20 protein-coding genes are annotated in these 21,198 nt (G+C 67.9%); 7 read left to right on the top strand and 13 right to left on the bottom strand.

Annotated elements, in window-relative coordinates:
* Window positions 1-11 precede the first annotated feature (11 nt).
* The 3 genes from L3V85_RS16485 to L3V85_RS16475 form a co-directional block, all read right to left on the bottom strand.
* Window positions 12-3,170 (bottom strand): efflux RND transporter permease subunit, encoded by a 3,159-nt coding sequence (locus tag L3V85_RS16485; protein ID WP_237680132.1) that lies wholly within the window; start codon window positions 3,168-3,170, stop codon window positions 12-14.
* The gene (locus L3V85_RS16480) at window positions 3,167-4,378 is read right to left on the bottom strand and encodes an efflux RND transporter periplasmic adaptor subunit (RefSeq protein ID WP_237680131.1); all 1,212 of its coding nucleotides are present in this window, start codon (window positions 4,376-4,378) and stop codon (window positions 3,167-3,169) included. The genes L3V85_RS16485 and L3V85_RS16480 overlap by 4 nt, the downstream gene beginning before the upstream one ends.
* A 130-nt stretch (window positions 4,379-4,508) precedes the next feature.
* Entirely contained in the window at window positions 4,509-6,353 is a 1,845-nt protein-coding gene (locus tag L3V85_RS16475) for a potassium transporter Kup (protein WP_237680576.1), read from the bottom strand.
* Window positions 6,354-6,506: 153 nt separating this feature from the next.
* Here L3V85_RS16475 and hpnC point away from each other — a divergent pair, with 153 nt between their 5' ends.
* From hpnC to L3V85_RS16455, 4 genes are all read left to right on the top strand, one after another.
* Window positions 6,507-7,421, top strand: coding sequence for a squalene synthase HpnC (hpnC, locus tag L3V85_RS16470; protein ID WP_237680130.1), 915 nt, complete (start codon window positions 6,507-6,509; stop codon window positions 7,419-7,421).
* Entirely contained in the window at window positions 7,418-8,257 is an 840-nt protein-coding gene (gene hpnD / locus L3V85_RS16465; protein ID WP_237680129.1) for a presqualene diphosphate synthase HpnD, read from the top strand. Before hpnC ends, hpnD begins: the two co-directional genes overlap by 4 nt.
* Window positions 8,258-8,384: 127 nt before the next feature.
* Window positions 8,385-9,641, top strand: coding sequence for a hydroxysqualene dehydroxylase HpnE (gene hpnE, locus L3V85_RS16460; RefSeq protein ID WP_237680128.1), 1,257 nt, complete (start codon window positions 8,385-8,387; stop codon window positions 9,639-9,641).
* Window positions 9,638-9,946, top strand: a complete 309-nt coding sequence (locus tag L3V85_RS16455; protein ID WP_237680127.1) for a hypothetical protein — start codon at window positions 9,638-9,640, stop codon at window positions 9,944-9,946. The genes hpnE and L3V85_RS16455 overlap by 4 nt, the downstream gene beginning before the upstream one ends.
* A 16-nt stretch (window positions 9,947-9,962) precedes the next feature.
* Here L3V85_RS16455 and L3V85_RS16450 read toward each other — a convergent pair whose 3' ends face one another.
* Window positions 9,963-10,607, bottom strand: coding sequence for a LysE family translocator (locus L3V85_RS16450; RefSeq protein WP_237680126.1), 645 nt, complete (start codon window positions 10,605-10,607; stop codon window positions 9,963-9,965).
* A 119-nt stretch (window positions 10,608-10,726) separates the two neighbouring features.
* Between L3V85_RS16450 and L3V85_RS16445 the strand changes: the two genes are divergently transcribed.
* Complete coding sequence (locus L3V85_RS16445) at window positions 10,727-11,032, top strand: NIPSNAP family protein (protein ID WP_237680125.1); 306 nt, start codon at window positions 10,727-10,729, stop codon at window positions 11,030-11,032.
* A gap of 4 nt (window positions 11,033-11,036) precedes the next feature.
* Here L3V85_RS16445 and L3V85_RS16440 read toward each other — a convergent pair whose 3' ends face one another.
* Window positions 11,037-11,768 carry an HAD family hydrolase gene (locus L3V85_RS16440; RefSeq protein WP_237680124.1) on the bottom strand — a complete coding sequence of 244 codons (732 nt, stop codon included), beginning with the start codon at window positions 11,766-11,768 and terminating at the stop codon, window positions 11,037-11,039.
* A gap of 17 nt (window positions 11,769-11,785) precedes the next feature.
* Between L3V85_RS16440 and hemH the strand changes: the two genes are divergently transcribed.
* Window positions 11,786-12,817, top strand: coding sequence for a ferrochelatase (gene hemH, locus L3V85_RS16435; RefSeq protein WP_237680123.1), 1,032 nt, complete (start codon window positions 11,786-11,788; stop codon window positions 12,815-12,817).
* Window positions 12,814-13,662: a class I SAM-dependent methyltransferase gene (locus L3V85_RS16430; protein ID WP_237680122.1), complete on the top strand. Its 849-nt coding sequence runs from the start codon at window positions 12,814-12,816 to the stop codon at window positions 13,660-13,662. Before hemH ends, L3V85_RS16430 begins: the two co-directional genes overlap by 4 nt.
* Window positions 13,663-13,686: 24 nt before the next feature.
* Here the strand turns inward: L3V85_RS16430 and L3V85_RS16425 are convergent, their stop codons facing one another.
* The 8 genes from L3V85_RS16425 to L3V85_RS16390 form a co-directional block, all read right to left on the bottom strand.
* Window positions 13,687-14,250 carry a thioredoxin family protein gene (locus L3V85_RS16425; protein ID WP_237680575.1) on the bottom strand — a complete coding sequence of 188 codons (564 nt, stop codon included), beginning with the start codon at window positions 14,248-14,250 and terminating at the stop codon, window positions 13,687-13,689.
* A gap of 135 nt (window positions 14,251-14,385) precedes the next feature.
* Complete coding sequence (locus tag L3V85_RS16420; protein ID WP_237680121.1) at window positions 14,386-14,892, bottom strand: DUF1993 domain-containing protein; 507 nt, start codon at window positions 14,890-14,892, stop codon at window positions 14,386-14,388.
* 62 nt (window positions 14,893-14,954) lie between these two features.
* Complete coding sequence (locus L3V85_RS16415; protein WP_237680120.1) at window positions 14,955-15,848, bottom strand: alpha/beta fold hydrolase; 894 nt, start codon at window positions 15,846-15,848, stop codon at window positions 14,955-14,957.
* Window positions 15,845-16,912, bottom strand: a complete 1,068-nt coding sequence (locus tag L3V85_RS16410; RefSeq protein ID WP_237680119.1) for a branched-chain amino acid ABC transporter permease — start codon at window positions 16,910-16,912, stop codon at window positions 15,845-15,847. Before L3V85_RS16410 ends, L3V85_RS16415 begins: the two co-directional genes overlap by 4 nt.
* A 16-nt stretch (window positions 16,913-16,928) precedes the next feature.
* Complete coding sequence (locus L3V85_RS16405) at window positions 16,929-17,909, bottom strand: branched-chain amino acid ABC transporter permease (protein ID WP_237680118.1); 981 nt, start codon at window positions 17,907-17,909, stop codon at window positions 16,929-16,931.
* Window positions 17,906-18,634 carry an ABC transporter ATP-binding protein gene (locus L3V85_RS16400; RefSeq protein ID WP_237680117.1) on the bottom strand — a complete coding sequence of 243 codons (729 nt, stop codon included), beginning with the start codon at window positions 18,632-18,634 and terminating at the stop codon, window positions 17,906-17,908. The genes L3V85_RS16405 and L3V85_RS16400 overlap by 4 nt, the downstream gene beginning before the upstream one ends.
* A 139-nt stretch (window positions 18,635-18,773) precedes the next feature.
* Window positions 18,774-19,541, bottom strand: a complete 768-nt coding sequence (locus tag L3V85_RS16395) for an ABC transporter ATP-binding protein (protein WP_237680116.1) — start codon at window positions 19,539-19,541, stop codon at window positions 18,774-18,776.
* Between the two features lie 44 nt (window positions 19,542-19,585).
* A complete protein-coding gene (locus L3V85_RS16390; RefSeq protein WP_237680115.1) occupies window positions 19,586-21,043 on the bottom strand; it encodes an extracellular catalytic domain type 2 short-chain-length polyhydroxyalkanoate depolymerase in 1,458 nt (485 codons plus the stop codon).
* Between the last annotated feature and the right edge of the window lie 155 nt (window positions 21,044-21,198).

Below are 21,198 nucleotides of genomic sequence, written 5' to 3'. Positions count from 1 at the left end.
AGCTTTCTATTTTAGACGCTAATCGGCACCGCTTTCGGCTCTCGCTTCACACGGAATGCAGCGGCGTACATCGCAGGCAACGCGAGCAGGGTCAACACCGTTGCCACGATCAGCCCGCCCATGATTGCAACCGCCATCGGCCCCCAGAACACGCTGCGCGACAGCGGGATCATCGCCAGCACCGCGGCCGCCGCCGTCAGCACGATCGGGCGCAGCCGCCGCACCGCCGACTCGACGATCGCGTCCCACGCCGGCACGCCCGCCGCGCGGTCGATCTCGATCTGGTCGATCAGGATCACCGCGTTGCGCTGGATCATGCCCATCAGCGCGATCACGCCCAGCAGCGCGACGAAGCCGAACGGCCGGTTCAGCACCAGCAGCGCGCCAGCCACGCCGGCAATGCCCATCGGACCGGTGATGAACACCAGCAGCGAACGGCTGAAGCTGTGCAGCTGCAGCATCAGCAACGTGAACACCAGGAACAGCATGATCGGCACGCCGGCCACGATGGAGGCCGAGCCCTTGCTGCTTTCCTCGGCCGCGCCCGCCACTTCGACGCGGTAGCCGCCCTGCCCGGCCGCGGCCCAGCCGGCCTCCAGCTCGCGCAGCTTCGGCAGCAGCTGGGTCGTGACGGTCGCGCCCTGCAGGCCTTCGATCACGTCGCCCTGCACGGTGATGGCGTAGTCGCGGTTCTCGCGCCACATCACGCCCGGCTCCCAGGTGAACACCGGCTTGGCGATCTGCGTGAGCGGAATCGAGCGGCCCGAGCTCGTCGGGATGTAGGCATTGCCGATGTCCGAGATGGCCTGGCGCTCGTCGGGCGCCTGGCGCAGCACGATGTCGATCAGCAGGTCGTTCTCGCGGTACTGGCCCACGGTGGTGCCGCTGAACATCGTCTTCGACGCCTGCGCGATGGCCTGGCTGGTCACGCCCAGGGCGCGGGCCTTGGCCTGGTCGACCTCGAGGCGGATCACCTTCACCGACTCGTTCCAGTTGTCGTTCACGCCGCGCATGTTGGGGTTGTCGCGCAGCACGGCCTTGACCTCGTCGGCGTGGCCGCGCAGCAGCGCGGGGTCGGGTCCGATCACGCGGAACTGCACCGGGTAGGCCACGGGCGGCCCGTTGGGCAGCAGCTTGACGCGGCCCCGCACCTCGGGAAACTCCTGCGCCAGCAGCTGCGGCAGCTTCAGGCGCAGCGTTTCGCGCACCTTCAGGTCCTTGGCCAGCACGATGAGCTGCGACACGTTGGTCTGCGGGAACACCTGGTCCAGCGGCAGGTAGAAGCGTGGCACGCCCGAGCCGATCCAGGTGCTGACCGTACTCACGCCGGCCTCTTCCATGAATCGTTTCTCCACGCGCTTTGCAACTTCCTCGTTCGCGGCGAACGAAGTGCCTTCCGGGAACCAGATGTCGACCAGGATCTCGGGCCGGCTCGAGTCCGGGAAGAACTGCTGCTGCACCTTGCCCATGCCCACGATACCCAGCGCGAAGATCAACACAGTGGCGCCGATGGTCGCCCAGCGGTGCTCCACGCACCAATTCACCGCGCGGCGAAAGGCGTTGTAGAAAGCCGAGTCGAACATCTCGTGCGGCGGTGCATCGGGGTCGTGCGCCTTCACCTTGAGCAGCAGCGTGCCGAGGTACGGCACGAAGTACACCGAGACGATCCACGACAGCACCAGCGCGATCACCGTCACGGCAAAGATCGCGAAGGTGTATTCGCCCGTCACCGACTTGGCCAGGCCGATCGGCAGGAAGCCGGCGGCGGTGATGAGCGTGCCCGTGAGCATCGGCTTGGCGGTGACGTCGTAGGCGTAGGTGGCTGCGCGGGCCTTGTCGTAGCCCTCTTCCATCTTCCGCACCATCATCTCGACCGCGATGATGGCGTCGTCCACCAGGAGGCCGAGCGCGATGATGAGCGAGCCCAGCGATATCTTGTGCAGCCCGATGCCGAAGTAGTTCATCGCCAGGAAGGTCACGGCCAGTACCAGCGGAATGGTGATCGCCACCACCAGCCCCGGACGCATGTCGATGTACCAGCCGAAGCGCCCGCCCTTGTGCAGCCCGAGCGAGATGATGCTCACGGCCAGCACGATGGCCACGGCCTCGATCAGCACCCCGACGAATTCATTGACCGAGCTGGCCACGGACACCGGCTGGTCCTGCACCTGCGCCAGCTTCACGCCGGCCGGCAGGCGCTTGTCGATGGTGGCGGTGGTGGCCTTCAGTGCCTTGCCCAGCGCGATGATGTCGCCGCCCTTGGCCATCGACACGCCGAGCGCGATCACTTCCTTGCCCTGGTGGTGCACCTTGACCGCCGGCGGATCGACATAGCCGCGGTGGATGTCCGCGATGTCGCCCAGCTTGATCTGGCTGCCCGAGCTGCCGCGGATGGGCATGTCGCGCAGCTGGTCGACGCTGGTGAACTGGCCGGCCACGCGCACCTGCACCACGTCCTGCGGCGACGAGATGGAGCCGGCGCTTTCCACCGCGTTCTGCGAGCCGAGCTGCTGCAGCACCGCATTGAAGTCGAGCCCGAGCTGGGCCAGGCGCTTCTGCGAGATCTCGATGTAGACCTTCTCGTCCTGCACACCGAACTGATCGACCTTGGCCACGTCCTTCACGCGCAGCAGCTGCTGGCGCACGTCGTCGGCCAGCGTCTTGAGTTCGGCGTAGCTGAAGCCTTCGCTTTCCAGCGCGTAGATCACGCCGTAGACGTCGCCGAAGTCGTCATTGAAGAACGGCCCCTGCACGCCGGCCGGCAAGGTGGCGCGCATGTCGCCGATCTTCTTGCGCACCGTGTACCAGACGTTGGCGACCTCGGTGGACTTCGACGAGTCCTTGATGTTGAAGATGATCTGCGACTCGCCCGGCTTCGAGTAGCTGCGGATCTTGTCGGCGTAGGGCGCTTCCTGCAGCGTGCGCTCGAGCTTGTCGGTCACTTGTTCGGCCACCTGCTGCGCGGTGGCGCCCGGCCAGTAGGTCTTGACGACCATGGCGCGGAAGGTGAACGGCGGGTCTTCGTCCTGCCCCAGCTGGAAGTACGCGAACGCACCCAGCACCATCAGCACCACCATCAGGTAGCGCGTCAGGGGCGCGTGGTCCAGCGCCCATTTGGAGAGGTTGAAGCCGGCGGGCTTGTCGTGGGTGTTCGCTGGGCTGCCGCTCATTTGGCAACACCACCCGTTGCGCCTGCCGCGATCTCCTTGTCGGTCGCGGCGACGGCGGCCACGGGCTGCACCGACGCCTTTGTGCCGGCATTGGCGGCGGCCGCGGCCGCCTCCTTCGACTGGTAGATGGTGACCTTCTGACCCGGCGAGAGCACGTGCACACCGGCGGCCACGACCATCATGCCGGGCGTGATGCCGCTGGCGATGACGGCCTCGTTGCCGTCGGCCGTGGCCACCTGCACGGCCTGCGAGCGCACCGTCATGGTCGATTTGTCGAGCACCCACACAGCCGAGCCCTTGCCTTCCTGGCGCAGGGCGCTGGTCGGCAGCTTCAGCACCGTGGCGCCGGCATGCGCCAGCGCCTGCGGGCGCGCATAGACCGTGGCGCCGAGCGGCGGCGCGGTGGCGGCGTCGATGGCCACCTTGATCGAATAGGTGCGCGTGACAGCATCGGCGCTGGCCGCGACCTCGCGGACCTGGCCCTGCAGTTCGTTGCCGCCCGACCAGCCGCGCACCGTGACCGGCGAACCCGTCTTCACGAGCGTGGCGCGGTCTTCCGGCACCGCGAACACCACGTCGCGCGCGCCGTCCTGCGCGATGCGCACGACCGGCGTGCCGGCCTGCACCACTTGGCCCGGCTCCGCCTCGATGGCGGTGATGATGCCGGCCACGTCGGCCACGAGCGTCGTGTAGTTGGCCTGGTTGCCTTGCGACGAGAGTTGGGCCTGTGCCTGCTCGAGCTGGGCTTGCGCGGCCTTCCAGGTGGTTTCGCGGCGCTCCAGTTCGGCGCCGCTGATGAAGTTCTGCTCGCGCAGCTCGCGGTAGCGCTTCAGGTCGGCGGCGGCTAGATCACGGTTGGTCAGCGCCGCGGCCTGCTGGGCGCGGGCGGCTTCGGCGGCGAGCCGGTAATCCTGCGGATCGAGTTGCGCCAGCACTTGGCCGGCCTGCACATGCTGGCCGAGCTCGGCCTGGCGCCGGGTGATCTTGCCCGCCACGCGGAAGCCCAGTCGCGACTCGACACGCGCCCGCACCTCGGCCGAGAACTCGGGCTGGGCGTCGAATTCGCTCGCCCCCACGGTCACGAACTTGACCGCGCGAACAGGGTCCTGGGCCGCGGGTTTCGGCGAGCAGCCGACCAGGAAGACGGCGGGAAGCAGCAGCCATGCGGCGCTGCGGGCACGGGAAAAGACAGTGGTGGAGGCGGTCATGAGACACCCAGAAGAGGACGAACCGGGTCATTAATGACCCACTGGTTAGTAATCTAGGGTAAGCGCGAAATACTGTCAATGACCCGTTGGTCACTAGAGCGGAGAACGAAGCCCCGCTCGCGCCTCCAAGCTACGTGCGCAGCCCCATCTCCACCAGGCGGTTGTCGGGCAGTTCGAAATAGTCCGATGCCCGCCCCGCATTGCGCTGCAGCCAGCCGAACAGCGCGCGCCGGACCGGGTTCATGCCCGGCAGGTTTTCCTCGCCGACCGAGGCGCGCGAGACGAAATACGAGGTCTTCATCGAGTCGATCGCCAGCGTCTTCTGGTAGGCCAGGATGCGCATGAACTCGGGCACGTCCGGCCGCTCCATGAAGCCGTGATGCGCCGTGACCACCCATATGCCGTCCATCAGCTGCTCGGCCTCGATGCGGTTGCGCGCATCGACGCGCGGCGTGTCGCTGGGCTGCACGCGCAGCACGATCACCTGCTCGTGCAGCACCTGGTTGTGCTTGAGGTTGTGCAGCAGCGCATGCGGCACCGCCGTGGCGTCGGGGTTCAGGAACACCGCCGTGCCGCTCACGCGATGCGGCATGTGCAGTGCCAGCGACTCGAAGAAGGGCCGCAGCGGCAGGCTCTCGGCCGCGGCGGCTTCCAGCCCCAGCCGGCGGCCCTTGGCCCAGGTGGTGAAGAGCACCATCACCACGACCGCCACCGCCAGCGTGAGCCAGCCGCCCTCCGCGATCTTGAGGCTGTTGGCCACCACGAAGGTCAGGTCGACCACCACGAAGGCCGCCGCGCCGACCACCACCGCCACCTTGTTCCAACGCCACAGGCCCCAGGCCACGATGCCGGCCAGCAGCGTGGTCGTCACCATGGTGATCGACACCGCGATGCCGTAAGCCGCCGACAGCGCGCCCGAGCTGCGGAAGCCCAGCACCAGCAGCAGCACCCCCACCATCAGCAGCCAGTTGACCGTCGGCACGTAGATCTGACCGATGGCCGTGCCCGAGGTCTGGATCACCCGCATCCGCGGCAGGTAGCCCATGCGCATCGCCTGCGCCGTGAGCGAGAAGGCGCCCGAAATCACCGCCTGCGAAGCAATGACCGTGGCCATGGCCGCCAGCACCACCATCGGCAGCACGCCCCAAGAGGGAAAGAGCCGGAAGAACGGGTTGTCGATGGCCGCCGGGTTGCCCAGCACCAGCGCACCCTGCCCGAAGTAGTTCAGCACCAGCCCCGGCAGCGCGATGAACAGCCAGGCAAGCCGGATCGGCCTGGCGCCAAAATGCCCCATGTCGGCATACAGCGCCTCCCCGCCCGTGAAGGCCAGGAACACCGCGCCCAGCACCGCCAGCGACTGCGCCCGGTGCTCGACCAGGAAACCGAGGGCCCGGCGCGGATCGAGCGCCGCCAGCACCTGCGGCTGCTGCAGCACCTGCCACAGCCCGGCCGCGGCGAGTATCAGGAACCACAACAGCATGACCGGCCCGAACACCTTGCCGACCACGCCCGTGCCTTTTTTCTGCACCGCGAACAGCCCTATGAGGATGATCACCGTGATCGGCAGCACCGCCTTCTGCAGCACCGGCGCCTGCACCTCCAGGCCCTCGACCGCCGACAGCACTGAGATGGCCGGGGTAATGAGGCTGTCGCCGTAGAACATGGCCGCGCCCACCAGCCCGAGCATGCCGATCACGTTCCATACCCAGGGTTTTGTCTTCGGCCCGGCCACCGCGTTGCGCGCCAGCGCCTGCAGCGCCAGGATGCCGCCCTCGCCGTCGTGGTCGGCGCGCAGCACGAACACCACGTACTTCAGCGTGACCACGAACATCAGCCCCCAGAAGATCAGCGAGAGCAGGCCCAGCACCGAGTCGGGAGAGAACGGCACGCCGTGCTCCGGGTTCATCGTCTCCTTGAAGGCGTAGAGCGGCGAGGTGCCGATGTCGCCGAACACCACGCCCAGCGCGGCGATCATGAGCGTCGGCCCCGCCGGGTGCGCTGCCTCGCCATACGCTGAAACCTGGGACCCGGAAGCCGGTGCGGATGCTTTCATGAGAAGCAGGAAGTTCGAAGTGGCGACGATGCGAGCATAGTGCCGAGGCGTTGCGTCGTCGCGGACAATCGTCGCGTGCCTGCCACTCCCCACCTTGCCGCTGCGCCGGCCCACTACGAAAATTTTCCGGTCGCCTCCTGGCTGTGCCCGCCGCACCTGCGACCGCCCATTGCCGCCATTTACCACTTCGCGCGCACCGCCGACGACATCGCCGACGAAGGCGAAGCCTCGCCCGACCAGCGGCTGGCCGAGCTGCGCGCCTACCGAGAAGAACTGGCCGCCGCCGCGCAGGGCGAGGTGCTGGCGTCGTCGCGCTGGCCCCATGTGTTCGGCCCCCTGGTCCACAGCATCGCGCAGTACAAGCTGCCCGAAGACCTGCTCGCCGACCTGCTGAGCGCCTTCATGCAGGACATCGAGAAAACCCGCGACCACGGCACCTATGCCGACCGCGCCGAGTTGCTCGACTACTGCCGCCGCTCCGCCAACCCGGTCGGCCGCCTCTTGCTGCACCTGTACGACGTGCACGACGCCCAGGCGCTGGCGCAGAGCGACGCCATCTGCAGCGCGCTGCAGCTCATCAATTTCTGGCAGGACCCGGGCGTCGACCTGCCGCGCGGGCGCTTCTACTTTCCGCTGACCGACTGCGATCGGCGCGGCCTGACGCGCGAGAACTTCAAGGTCTTCGCGCCGCTCTCGCCGGCCCCGCCGCCGCAGGAAGCTATCAATCTGATAGCAGTGATGTCTTATTGGGCGCGCGAACTCATGACCGAAGGCGCGCCGCTGGTGCACCGGCTACCGGGCCGCGCGGGCTGGGAACTGCGGCTGGTCGTGCAGGGCGGGCTGCGCATCCTCGACAAGATCGTCGACCTCGGCTTCGACACCTTCTCGCAGCGCCCCACCGTCGGCAAGGCCGATGCCCCCGTGCTGCTCTGGAAGGCCATGCGGATGCGGAGACAATCACGGCCCATGAAAGCAGCGCCTCCCCGATGAATCCCGAGCAATACGTGCAAGACAAGGCCGCCGCCTCGGGCAGCAGTTTCTATTACGCCTTCCTGTTTCTCCCCAAGCCGCGCCGCGCCGCGATCACGGCCTTCTATGCGTTCTGCCGCGAGGTCGACGACGTGGTCGACGAGGTCAGCGACCCAGGCGTGGCCGCCACCAAGCTCGCCTGGTGGCGCACCGAGGTGGCCCAGTCTTTTGCCGGCACGCCCCGCCACCCGGTGATGCAGGCGCTGATGCCGCACGCCGCGGCCTACCGCATCGAGGCGCGCCAGCTCAACGAGGTGATCGACGGCTGCCAGATGGACCTGCACCAGACCCGCTACCTCGACTTCCCGGGCCTTTCGCGCTACTGCCACCTGGTGGCCGGCGTGGTGGGCGAAGTCGCGGCGCGCATCTTCGGCCAGACCGACCCGCAGACCACCGCCTACGCCCACAAGCTGGGCCTGGCGCTGCAACTCACCAACATCCTGCGCGACGTGGGCGAAGACGCCCTGCGCGGACGCATCTACCTGCCGGTGAACGAGCTGCAGAAGTTCGACGTGAAGGCGCACGAGATCCTGAACCGCGTGCACTCCGACCGCTTCGTCACGCTGATGAAGTTCCAGGCCGCGCGCGCCCATGTGGCCTACGACGAGGCGCTCGCCCTGCTCCCGCTGGCCGACCGCCGCGCGCAGAAGCCGGGCCTCATGATGGCCAGCATCTACCGCACCCTGCTGCGCGAGATCGAGCGCGACGACTTCCAGGTGCTGAACCAGCGCGTGAGCCTGACGCCGGTACGCAAGTTCTGGCTGGCCTGGAAAGTTCAGGCGCTGGGCAGAATATGACTCGCCCCCAGGCTTCGCGCACTTCGTGTCGCTTCGCCCCCCCCCTACCGGGGGCAACACCTGAGGCCCGGCAAAGCCAGTTCCTCGGTGTTCCTGGAAATGGCCCCACGCCAGCGGCACATCGCGCATGAAGACAGCCGTCATCGGTGCCGGCTGGGCCGGCCTCGCCTGCGCGGTCGAGGCCACGCGGCTCGGGCAAGCCGTCACGCTGTTCGAAGCAGCGCACATGCCCGGCGGCCGGGCGCGGCGCGTCGACGACATGCATGGGCTGGCGCTCGACAACGGGCAGCACATCCTGATCGGCGCGTACACCGCCACGCTGAAGCTCATGCGCGATGTCGGCGTGGATGTCGACAGCGTGCTGCTGCGCCTGCCGCTGTCGCTGCGCTTTGCGGACGGCGGCGGGCTCAAGCTGCCGCGGCTGCCCGCGCCGCTCGACCTGCTGGCCGGCATCTTCACCGCGCGCGGCTGGACGTGGCGCGACAAGTCGTCGCTGCTGCGCACCGCCATCGGCTGGCGCCTTGCGGGCTTTCGCTGCGCCGGCACCACCACGGTCGCCGATCTGTGCGCCGGCCTCACGCCGCGCGTGATGAAGGAGCTGATCGAGCCGCTGTGCGTTTCCGCGCTCAACACGCCGGTGGCGCAGTCGAGCGGCGAAGTGTTCCTTCGCGTTCTGAAAGACGCCCTCTTCAGCGGCAGCGGCGGCGCCGACCTGCTGCTGCCCCGTGCCGACCTGGGCGCACTGCTTCCCGACGCGGCCATCCGATGGCTGACCGCACAGGGCGCGCAAGTGCGCATCGGCACCCGGGTGCGCGCGATCGCACCCGAAGGTGTCCAGTGGCGTGCCGACGGCGAAGTCTTCGACCAGGTCGTGCTGGCCTGCGCGCCGTGGGACGCGGCACGGCTGGTCCGCGCGTCCGGCCTGCAAGCGGATGGCTGGTGCGCGACCACCGAGGCCTTGCGCTTCGAAGCCATCGCCACCGTCTACGTGCGCGGCGCCTCGCCGCTGGCAGAACCGATGCTCGCGCTGCGCAGCGACCCGGCCACCGCCCCCGCGCAGTTCGCGTTCGACCGGGGCCAGCTTGGCGGCATGCAAGGGGTACTCGCGATGGTCGTCAGCGCCAACGAGGGCTCGCGTGAAGTGCTGGAAGAACAGGTGATCGCGCAGGCGGCCGCGCAACTGGGCCAATCGGAGCTGCAGCTCGTGCAGACCGTGGTCGAAAAGCGCGCCACCTTCGCATGCACGCCCGCCCTCGCCAGGCCTTCCTCGGCCATCGCGCCCGGCCTGCAGGCCTGCGGCGACTACACCGAAGGCCCCTACCCCGCCACGCTCGAAGGCGCCGTCCTCAGCGGGCTCGCCGCCGCCCAGGCATTGACACCATGACCACCGAACTGCGCTATCTCGACTTCGACTACAGCGAAGACACCGAAGGCCACGGCACCTTCGACGCGATGGCATCGACCACGCCCGAAAAGACGCCCGAGGTAAAGCAGGAAATCGCCGCCGTGCTGGCGTGGGCCGAGGCCACCTTCCCGCACGCGCGGGGCCCCCTCGACGAAGGCGCGACCTGGGACTACGACCTGCAGGAAACGCGCGAGGAAAACCCGCGCTTCGACACTGTCACCCTCTCGCTCAGCGGCTCGGCCGACTTCTGCGCGGCATTGCGCGAGCAGTTCGCGCTCGACTGAAGCGCGAAGAAGAAGCTCAGGCCGCGGCCTTGTTGCGCAGCCGCAGCAGGCTCAGGCCCAGCAGCACGAAGGCCCCGCCCGACACCTTGTTGAACAGCCGCGTGCGGCGCGGGTCCGACAGCTGCTTGCGCAGCAGGCGTGCCAGCAGCACGTAGAACGCATGCGACAGCACCGAGGCAGTCGCGAAGGTGGTCGTCAGCACCGCGAACTGCATGGCCAGCGGCGCTTCCTGCGTGAGGAACTGCGGGAACAGCGCGGAGAAGAAAAGAATGCCCTTGGGGTTGGTCAGCGCCACCGTCAGGCCGTTGCCGAACAGTCGCAGGCTCGAACGCGGCACGGCACCGGCCGGTGCGCCCTGCAGGTCGGCGAACACGCTGCCCTGGCTGCGCCACTGCTTGATGCCCAGGTAGATCAGGTAGGCCGCGCCGGCCAGCTTCAGCAGCATGAAGGCATGGGCCGAGGTCGAGAGCACCACGCCCAGGCCGGCCATCGCCGCGGCCGACACCATGAACAGCCCTGTCGCATTGCCGAGCGAGCTGATCATCGCGCGTCGCGGACCCACGCTCATCGAGTTCGAGACCGCGAGCAGCACCGCCGGTCCGGGGGTGAAGGCGACGAGCAGCGTGACGCCGCAGAAGACGAGCCAGTTCGAAAAATGCACTTCGGGTTCCTGTCCGGCGCGAGGCCGCAAGACGTTGAGGACGACGGGAAACTATAGTCAGCCCGGCGATTCGGCGCAGACGCCGCGCCAATACCCCCTCACTTCCCGGAACCCGCCCCATGGTCACCTGCTACCTGCGCTACATCGTCGACGCCTACAAGCTCAAGGAGTTCGAGCACTACGGCAAGCTCTGGATTCCGCTGGTCGAGAAGTTCGGCGGCCAGCACCACGGCTACTTCCTGCCCTCGGAAGGCACGAACAACGTGGCTCTGGCGATGTTCACCTTTCCGAGCCTTGCCGCCTACGAAAAGTACCGCGCCGACTCGATGCAGGACCCGGAGTGCCAGGCCGCCTTCAGGTACGCGGAAGAAACCCGCTGCATCCTCAGCTACGAACGCAGCTTCTTCCGGCCGGTATTCAAGTAAGGCTTCAGGCGCCCAGCGCCACGCACAGCGCGTGCAGGTTCGGCACGATCAGCTGCGGCCGGGCGCCATGCACCCAGGGCCGCTCGTCGCGCACGAGCCATGCGGCCTGCATCCCGACATTGAGCGCGCCGACCACGTCGAGTTCGGCGTCGTCGCCCACGTGCAGCACGTCTTTCGGCAGGAAGCCGACCGATGCCGCGGCGGCGCGGAAGATCGGCGCATGCGGCTTGCCGCTGCCGAAGGCGCGGGCATTGAAGGCGGTGCGGAACCAGCGGCCGACGCCGGTCTTGTGGATGTCGGCGTTGCCGTTCGAGATGGCCACCAGCGGATAGCGCTCGCTGAGCCACTTGAGCGCGGGCAGCGCGTCGTCGTACAGCGTCACGCGCTGGCGTTCCTCGAAGAAGGCGTCGAAGGCCGGGTCGGCCAGAGCCGGGTCTTCGCCCGCGCGCTTGAGCGCGGTGCGGATCGACTCGCGGCGCAGCGCGCTGAGGTCGTGCGCGAGGTCGGAACGTTCCTTGGCGGTGGCCTCGCGCAGTTCGCGAAGAATGCCGGGGGTGAGCAGCAGCGAGGCCGTCTTGGGCGCCTCGCGCAGCAGCCATTCCTGCAGCACGCCCTCGGCGCGCTCGATGGTCGGCCAGATCGGCCACAGCGTGTCGTCGAGGTCGAGCGAAATCGCGGAAATGCGTTGGAGGTCGAGGGGTTCGGCGCCCGCTGGCGCCGTCGAAGCGGAGGTCATGCCTGAGAGAATATCGCATGCCTCCACATCCCGAGACCGCCCAGCCGGGCACCCCGCGCACCGCCGTGCTCTGGTGCAACCTGGGCTCGCCCGACGCACCCACCGCCGCCGCCGTGCGCCCCTACCTCGCCGACTTCCTGGGCGACCCGCGCGTGGTCGAGATCCCCAAGGCGATCTGGGCGCTGATCCTGCACGGCATCATCCTGCGCACGCGGCCCGCCAAGTCGGCCGCCAAGTACGCGAGCATCTGGACGCCCGAAGGCTCGCCGCTCAAGGTGTTCACGCAGAAGCAGGCCACGCTGCTGGCCGGCTGGCTCGGCGAACGCGGCCACCGCGTGACGGTGCGCGACGCGATGCGCTACGCCAACCCGTCCATCGCCTCGCGCCTCGACGCGCTGCAGGCCGAAGGCGCCACCCGCGTGCTGGTGCTGCAGGCCTACCCGCAATACTCGGCTACCACCACGGCCAGCGTGATCGACGCGGTGAACGACTGGAGCCGCAAGCAGCGCCGCCTACCGGAGTTCCGCTTCGTCAACGACTTCCACGACGACCCGGCCTACATCGAGGCGCTCGCGCAAGGCATCGAGAAACACTGGAAGACCGAAGGCCGCGGCGAAGTGCTGCTGATGAGCTTCCACGGCATTCCCGCGCGCAACATCGCGCTCGGCGACCCGTACCAGTCGCAGTGCCTGGAAACCGCGCGCCTGCTCGCTGCGCGGCTGGGGCTTTCCGCGGCGCAGCATCGCGTCACCTTCCAGTCGCGCTTCGGCCGCGCCAAGTGGCTCGAGCCCTACACCGAACCCACGCTGCGCGAACTGGGCGCCTCAGGCATCCAGCGCGTCGACGTGGTGTGCCCGGGCTTTCCCGCCGACTGCCTGGAAACGCTGGAAGAAATCGCCATGGAAGGCCGCGAAGCCTTCCTGCACGCAGGCGGCAAGGCCTTCAGCTACATCCCCTGCCTCAACGACAGCCCGGCGTGGATCACCGCGCTCGCGGGCATCGCCGAGCGCAACCTGGCGGGCTGGCCGACACAGGCATTCACGCGATGAAAAAAGAACTGCACGAGGCCAACCGGCTCTCGTGGAACGCGGCCACCGTCGCGCACAACAGCCACAAGGGCGACCAGGCTGCGTTCTTCCGCAACGGCGGCTCGACGCTCTTCCCCGAAGAAGCCGGGCTGCTCGGCAACGTGCAGGGCCTGCGCGTGCTGCACCTTCAGTGCAACGCCGGACAGGACAGCCTGAGCATCGCGCGGCTGGGCGCCGACGTGACGGGCGTGGACATTTCCGACGAGGCCATCGCCTTCGCGACGCGGCTCTCGGCGCAGTCGGGCGTTCCGGCGCGGTTCGTCCGCTCGGACGTGTACGACTACTTCGGTGAGGCACAGGCGCGCGGCGAGCGCCACGACATCGTGTTCTGTTCCTACGGCACGCTGTGCTGGCTGTCCGACCTGTCGGCATGGGCGCGCGGCGTGTCGCAAGTGCTCGCGCCCGGCGGGCGCTTCGTCTTCATCGACTTCCATCCGTTCGCGATGGTGTTCGACCCGGCGTGGCGGTTCCACTACGACTATTTCAACGACGCGCCGGTGCCGGAAGACGGCGTGAGCGACTACGTGGCCGAGTCCGGCGATGGCCTCGTGCGCGAGGGCTACGAGGCCGGCGTGCAGGACTTCAGCAACCCGCACCCGAGCTTCGAGTTCTCATGGGGCGTGGGCCAGGTGACGACCGCGCTGTCGCAGGCCGGCCTGGTGGTCGAGCGCCTCGACGAGTATCCGTATGCCAACGGCTGGAAGCCCTTCGAGGGCATGCGCGACATCGGCGGCCGCCGCATGGCGCCGCCTGAAGGCATGCCCCGCATCCCGCTGATGTATTCGCTGTGCGCGCGCAAGCCCTGACGCGCGCCCGGTAGCCCGCAAGCCTCAGACCGCCGACTTGCGCGACAGCAGCGCCTCGATAGCGGTCTCCATCTCGGCATATTCGCCTTCGCCGAAGTGCTGCCGCATCACCTGGCCCTTGCTGTCGACCAGGTAGAAAGCCGGCCAGTACTGGTTGTCGTAGGCCTTCCAGGTGGCAAAGGCGTTGTCCTGCGCCACCGGGTAGCGGATGTTGAATCGCCGGATCGCGTCTTCCACGTTGCGCGTCAGCTTCTCGTAGGCGAACTCGGGCGAATGCACGCCCACCACCACGAAGCCCTGGTCCTTGTACTTCTCGTACCAGCTCACCACGTGCGGCAGCGTGCGAATGCAGTTGATGCAGGAGTAGGTCCAGAAATCGACCAGCACCACCTGCCCGGCCAGGCTCCTGAGGGTGAGCGGTTCGGAGTTGAGCCATTTGTCGATGCCGGCGAACTCGGGGGCCTTGCCGTACTCCCGCAGGACCGGCGGCGCGGCAAAGGCACTGCGCACCGGCCATCCGCCACCGGCCGCGGCCACCAGGGCCGACGCCCCCGCCGCGAGCCCCGAGAACGCTCTCCTGGACAGCATGTTCTTCATGATCGCAACCCCGTTCCTGTGTCAGACCGACAGCGGTCAGGTGCGATTGTTCGCGGCGCACGCCGGGCGTGCGCATGTGTCACGGCAATTTGAACTTTGTCCGGGCGCCCCCCCGGGGAGGCGGCCTCAGAACTTGCCGAGGTAGTCCATCTTGCCCACCGGAATGCCCTTGTGGCGCAGCACGTCGTAGGCGGTGGTCACGTGGAAGAAGAAGTTGGGCAGCGCGAACTGCAGCAGGTAGCGCTGCGCGGTGAAGTGCGCTTCGCCTTCGCGCGCCTTGATGGTCACGGGGCGTTCTTCCTGCCCGTCGATCAGCGCGCGGTCAACCGTGGCCAGGAAGTCCTGCGTCTTCACGATGCGCGCGAGCAGGTCGTCCCAGGTCTTTTCCTCGTCCGGAAAGCTCGGCGCGGTGATGCCGGCGATGCGGGCCGTGCCCAGCTTCGACGCGTCGCTGGCGCGCTGGATCTGGCCGGCCAGGGTGAGCATGTCGGGCGCCAGGCGGGCCTCGACCAGCGCGGCCGGGTCGATGCCGTTGGCCTTGGCGTGCGCCAGGCTCTTGTCGAGCAGATGGGTGAGTTGGCCGAGTCCGCGTGCGAAGACGGGCACGGACAGGTCATACAGCGAGAGCGCCATGATGTTCGAGGCCTTGTTGTGGTGGTTGAAGACGCGGCGGCGATTGTCCCGCCGCCGCGGCTTCACCGACCGGCGGCCCGGATAAACCCTTCGACCGGATCCAGTTGTTCCGGCACGTTGAGCGCGGGCGCGTGTCCGCAGGCAGGCACTTCGATCACCTGCAGCCGGCCGGCGGCGCCGGGGCCGCGGCGCTTCATTTCCTCGATCACCTCGGGCAGCACCAGGTCGGACTCGACACCGCGCAGGCACAGCACCGGCACTTCGATGGCGTCGTAGTGCGGCCAGATCAGGTAGTCGTTGTCGTGCGCGCTGAACTGCCGGACCATCGCCGGGTCGTAGTGCGGCGTGACACGGCCGTCGGCCAGCCGGCGCGTGGAGCTTTCGGTCAGCCGGCGCCATTGCGCGTCGCTGAGCCAGCCGTAGGGCTTGTAGACGGTGCGGAAGAACGCCTCCAGTTCGGCCACGGTGTCGAACGCGGGCGGCTGGCCCGCGTAGGCGCGGATGCGTTCGATGGCGGGCTGGGCCAGCTCCGGCGCGTTGTCGTTGAGCACCAGGCTCGCGATGCGGGCCTTCATGCGCGGCTCGAAGAGGCCTGACGCGCACACCGTGCCGATGGCCCCGCCCATCGAGGTACCCACCCAGTGCACACGCCCCAGTCGCAGTTCGTCGCACAGCGCATTGGCGATGCGCGCGTAGAACGACAGCTTGTATTCCTCGTCGGGCAGCGGACTCCACTGGCTCAGGCCGCGGCCGATGGTGTCCGGACAGATCACGCGGAAGCCGCGCGAGGCGAAGTGCTGCGCCAGTTCGTCCATGTCGCGGCCGGTGCGCGCCAGGCCGTGCCAGGCGATGACCACGGGCGCGTCTTCGGCACCCCATTCGAGCCAGTGGATCTCGCGACCCGCGAGCTGCGCATAGCGCGAGAGTGGAATCTGATTGTTGTGGTTGTCGCTCATCGCGCAGCCCTTGCTCGCAGTTTGCCGACGATGCCGGTGGGGAAGTAATAGACGGACAGCACGAACAGCACGCCGAGCCACAGCAGCCAGCGGTCGGGCGAGAGCAGCGCGGCCAGCCACGGCAGGCCGCTCGCGGCTTCGTTGCCGATGCGCAGCAGGTCCTGCAGGTAGCTCTGGGCAATGACGAACAGCACCGCACCGATGGCCGCGCCGTAGATCGTGCCCATGCCGCCGATCACCACGATGAGAAGCACGTCGATCATGATCTCGAAGCTCAGCGAGGTGTCCGGCCCGTTGTAGCGCAGCCAGATGGCCAGCATTGCGCCGGCCAGCGTGGCGAACAGCGCCGACAGCACGGCCGCCGTGGTGCGGTACACCACCACGCGGTAGCCGATGGCCTCGGCGCGGAACTCGTTCTCGCGGATGGCCTGCAGCACGCGGCCGAACGGCGAATTCACGATGCGCAGCAGCGCGAGCACCAGCACCACCGCCGCCACGAACAGCAGGTAGTAGCACAGCAGGCGCCCGTCGAGCGACACGCCGAGGAAAGGCTCTTCCGAGAACTCGAAGCTCGGCGAGATCAGCTCGGGCAGCTTGAAGGTCAGGCCGTCCTCGCCGCCGGTGAAGTCCGACAGCTGCGAGGCCAGCGTCTGGAAGGCCGAGGCCACGGCCAGCGTGATCATCGCGAAGAAGATCGCGCGCACCCGCAGCGAGAACAAGCCGATGGCGAACGAGAGCACCAGCGAGATCGCCAGCGACGCGCCCAGCCCCACCAGCACCGCGCCCCAGTTGGGCCCCAGCCGCGAGGCCGAGATGGCGATGCCATAGGCACCGATGCCGAAGAACATCGTGTGCGCGAAGCTCACGATGCCGGTGTAGCCCAGCAGCAGGTCGAAGCTGGCCACCAGCACCACGAACACCAGGATCTTGGCCGCGACGCTGAGCGCCTTCACGCCCGGGAAGATGAACGGCGCGAACGCCAGCGCGAGGAACAGCACCACCAGCAGCAGCGCCAGCAGGCGGCTGCGCGGCATGTCGTTGGAGAGAAGTCGTTTGAGGAACATGACGGCTTTCTCCTTCTCAGCGGTTCGCCACGGGGTACACGCCCTGCGGACGCCACAGCAGCACGGCGACCATCAGGAAGATGCTGGCGAACTGCGTGAGCGTGGGCAGCAGGAAGCCGATGTAGTTGGTCATCAGCCCCACCAGCAGCGCGCCGATGAGCGCCCCGCCCGTCGAGCCCAGCCCGCCGATGATGATGACGATGAAGATCAGCACGTTGACCTGCGCGCCCATCTGCGGCACCAGGTTCTGCTGGAACAGCCCCCACATCACGCCGCCCAGGCCGGCCAGCGCGCTGCCCACCACGAACACGCCGACGAACAGGCGCCCGATGCGGTAGCCCAGCGACTCGACCATCTCGCGGTCTTGCACGCCGGCGCGGATGAGCAGGCCGATCTTGGTGCGCCCCAGCGTCCATGCGAGCACGCCGAACACCACCACGCCCACGGCCACCGCGAGCAGCCGGTACTTGCTGATCGCGGCGTCGCCCACCAGCAGCGAGCCGCGCAGGGCTTCGGGCAGCGGCAGCGGAATCTGCGCCGGGCCCCAGATCACCTTGATGAGCTCCTCGCCGATGATCATGCCGCCCATCGTGATGAGAATCTGCTTCAGGTGCTGGCCGTACACCGGCCGCACGATGAAGCGCTCGAAGGCCAGCCCCACCGCGCCGGCCACCGCCATCGCGACCAGCATGGCCGGGAACACCGCCACCAGGTTGCGCCACAGCTCGCCCGAGCCGGTCCAGTCGCCCATCAGGCCGAGCACGCTGCTGGCCACGAAGGCCCCCAGCGCAATGAACACGCCGTGGCCGAAGTTGAGCACGTCCATCAGGCCGAACACCAGCGTCAGGCCCGAGGCGATGATGAAGATGATCATGCCCATCGCCAGCCCCGCGACGGTGAGCGTGAGCCAGGTGGAGAAAGAGCCGGTCAGCGGCAGCGCGGCGAGCGCGAGCACCGGGGCCAGCAGCAGCGGCTTCCAGTCGAAGTCGATTTTCATAGAGCCAGTCCGAGCAGCGATTGCTGCAGTTGCGCGTCGGCGGAGAACTCCGCCATGGAGCCTGCGTGCACCACGCGGCCGTTGTCCATCACCGCGACGGTGTCGCCCAGGCGCTGGGCGAAGTTGATGTTCTGCTCCACCAGCAGGATGGTCACGCCGCTGCGCTTGAGCTCGGCGAAGGCGTCGATCATGTTGTTGATCATCACGGGCGCCAGGCCCTTGCTGGGCTCGTCGATGATGAGCAGTTCGCGCGGCTCCACGATGGCGCGCGACACCGCCAGCATCTGCTTCTGGCCGCCCGAGAGCTTGCCCGCCGGGTGGTTCCAGAACTTCTCGACCGCGGGGAAGAGCTTGAAGATCCACTTCAGGCGCGTGTCGTCGATCTGCTGCGCATTCTTGGCACCGCGCGCGGCGAGCAGCATGTTCTCTTTCACCGTGAGGTCGGAGAAGACGCCCATGTTCTCGGGCACGTAGGCAATGCCCAGGCCGGCGATCTGCGGCGTGTGCTGGGCGGTGATTTCCTTGTCACCGAAGCGCACCCTGCCCTGCGACGCATGCCACAGGCCCATGATGGTTCGCAGCGTGGTCGTCTTGCCGGCGCCGTTGCGCCCCAGCAGCATGGTGAGCTGGCCGCGCGGCACGGCGAGGTCCACGCCGTGCAGGATGTGATACGCCCCGATGTGCGTGTGCACGCCCTCGAGGCTCAACAGGTTCTGAGTTGTCATCGGTATTGCTCCTTCCCCTTCCGGGGGAAGGTTGGGATGGGGGCAAGCGGCGCTGGCGCGACCGCGGCGAATTGGAGGCCGTCGGCCCCCACCCCTGCCCTCCCCCGGAAGGAGAGGGAGAAATTCATCATCGGACGCGTCATGCGGCGGCCTCCTTCGCAACGCCCAGGTAGGCCTCTTGCACCACGGGCGAGGCGATCACCTCGGCCGGTTCGCCGTCGGCCACCAGCGTGCCGTTGTGCAGCACGATGATGCGGTCCGCCAGCTCGCGCACCACGTCCATCTTGTGTTCGACCAGCAGGATGGTCTTGGTCTTGTCCTGCTTGAGCTTGCGGATCAGGTCGAGAATGACGGGCGCCTCGGCCGCGTTCATGCCGGCCGTGGGCTCGTCGAACATGAAGACCTTGGGCTCCAGCGCCATCAGCAATGCCACTTCGAGCTTGCGCTGGTCGCCGTGCGGCAGGCTCGCCACCGTCGCGTGTTCGCGCGACTTGAGCGCCACCTCGGCCAGGATCTGGTCGGCCCGCTCGGTCAGCGCCTTGTGGTCGCTCCAGATGCTCCAGAGGTTCAGGCCGCGCCGGTGGGCGCCTTCGCGCGTGGCCTGCACCGCCAGGCGCACGTTCTCCAGCACCGTGAGGTTGGGGAACAGGTTGGTGAGCTGGAAGGCCCGCCCCAGCCCCGCGTGCGTGCGCGCGGACGGCGACAGCCCCGACAGCGGCTGCCCGTCGAGCGACACCGTGCCGGCGCTCGCCTTGAGCTGGCCCGAGATCAGATTGAAGTAAGTGGTCTTGCCCGCGCCGTTGGGGCCCACGATGGCCGTCAGCGTGCCCGGCGCGAAAGCGCAGCTCACACTGTTGACGGCCACGTGCCCACCGAAGCGGATGGTCAGATCTCGGGTCTCAAGCATCGTTGGTCATTGCAAATCAGGAGTCGGAAAATTGCACGGCGGCCTCAACAGCTGCCGATCACGTAGTAGTTGGGGCCGGTCTGCTTCAGCGTGGTCGTCGCGTAGATGTTCCACAGCCCCATGGACTGGTTCGAGCCGTAGGCGTAGGTCAGCCCGTACAAGGCATAGGCGCGTCCGGCGATGGTATGCGTGTAGTTGCTGGAGGTGTAGCAGGTGCCGGTGCCTCCGCCGCTGCCCGCTGTCGTGGCGCCGGTGGCGGCCGTCGACATGGCGCCTTCGACGTTGCTCGCGTTCAGCGCGGCCACGGTCCAGCTGTAGCTGGTCGACGCGGCCAGGCCGCTGTCGGTGTAGCTGGTGGCGGTGACCGGCGAGGCGTTGACCTTGCTGCCGCCGCGGTACACGTTGTAGCCGCTGGCGCCGCTCACGGCGTTCCAGCCGATCACCATGCTGCTGCTGGTCGCGCCCGAGGTGCCCACGCCGGTCGGCGCGGGCAGTCCGCCGGTGCCGCCGCCGGAGCTGGTCACGCGGTCGATCATGGCCTTGAACGCCGCCATCTGCGGGCCCGACTTCTTCGCGTAGTTGGCGCTGTCGTAGCCCCACCAGTCCCAGCAGCTGTTGGTGGCCGCGGTGCTGGTCTGCGGATAGATCAGCACGATGTTGTTGGTGTCGGCCCAGCGGTTGTAGCCGGTCTTGCGCACGTACTGGTCGCTCACGTCCGAGTAGTTCTGCTTGCAGCCGTGCAGCACCAGGTGCACGCGGCACGAGGTGGTGGTGCAAGCCTGCGGCACGTAGATCCAGCCGGTCGCGGCCATGCCGTGGCCGGACACGAACTCCGACTGGTTGAACTCGGTGAAGGTGCCGCCCAGCGTGCCGTTGTTGCGCGGGTTCAGCGGGCCATAGAGCTGCGTGAGGATCTCGCCCGCCAGGTCGAAGCCGCAGTTGTTGATGTAGGGCGCCGCGGTGGTGCTGCAGGCGCTGCCGTAGTCGTCGGTGACCATCGCGTGGCCGGCGCCGATGTTGTTCTTGTAGACGATGTTGGCCGCGGGCACGAAGCTCTGGTAGTAGGTCTTCAGGTCGTCCATCACCGCCTGCTTGACGGTGTTGTCGGAAGTGCCCGAGAACATGTACACCTTGGAGCTGCCCAGGTTGGACACCGGGTCGATCGCGCCGCTCGCGGCCCAGCTGTTGGTGGTGCTCACGAGAGACGACACCGGGATGCTGCTGCCGTGCGTCATGCACCGGCCGGTGGCATTGAGCACCGAGCCTTCGGCGCAGTAGAACGGCCCGCCGGCCACCACGCCGGCGCCGCGCTTGAAGGTGGCCGAATAGGCCACGTGCAATTGCACCGCCGCGAAACCGCCGGCCGACAGGCCGGACACGCTCACCTCCGCCGGGTTGGCGCCGAGCGACGGCAGCGGCACCGCCGCCGTCGCAGCATGCGCCGCCACCGTCATCGCCGCAGCCGCGGCAAGTCCCTTCCAGTTCAATCGCATCGCTGGCATCGCTGTCTCCTTCTGTTGTGGTTTGTCGAACGCTTGCTTGCTCACGAATCGGCCGTGGATCGCGCCGGTCCGCCCTACCCCATCGAGAGAAAACGGGCGCAGGCTGGCGCTTCGCCCGGCGGCCATCCGGGGCGAAAAAGGGAGCGGCGCCTTTC

The organism is Variovorax paradoxus, from assembly GCF_022009635.1.
Classification (GTDB): domain Bacteria; phylum Pseudomonadota; class Gammaproteobacteria; order Burkholderiales; family Burkholderiaceae_C; genus Variovorax.
The sequence above is the reverse complement of the archived record's forward strand: the minus strand, read 5'-3'. Positions and strand labels throughout refer to the sequence as shown.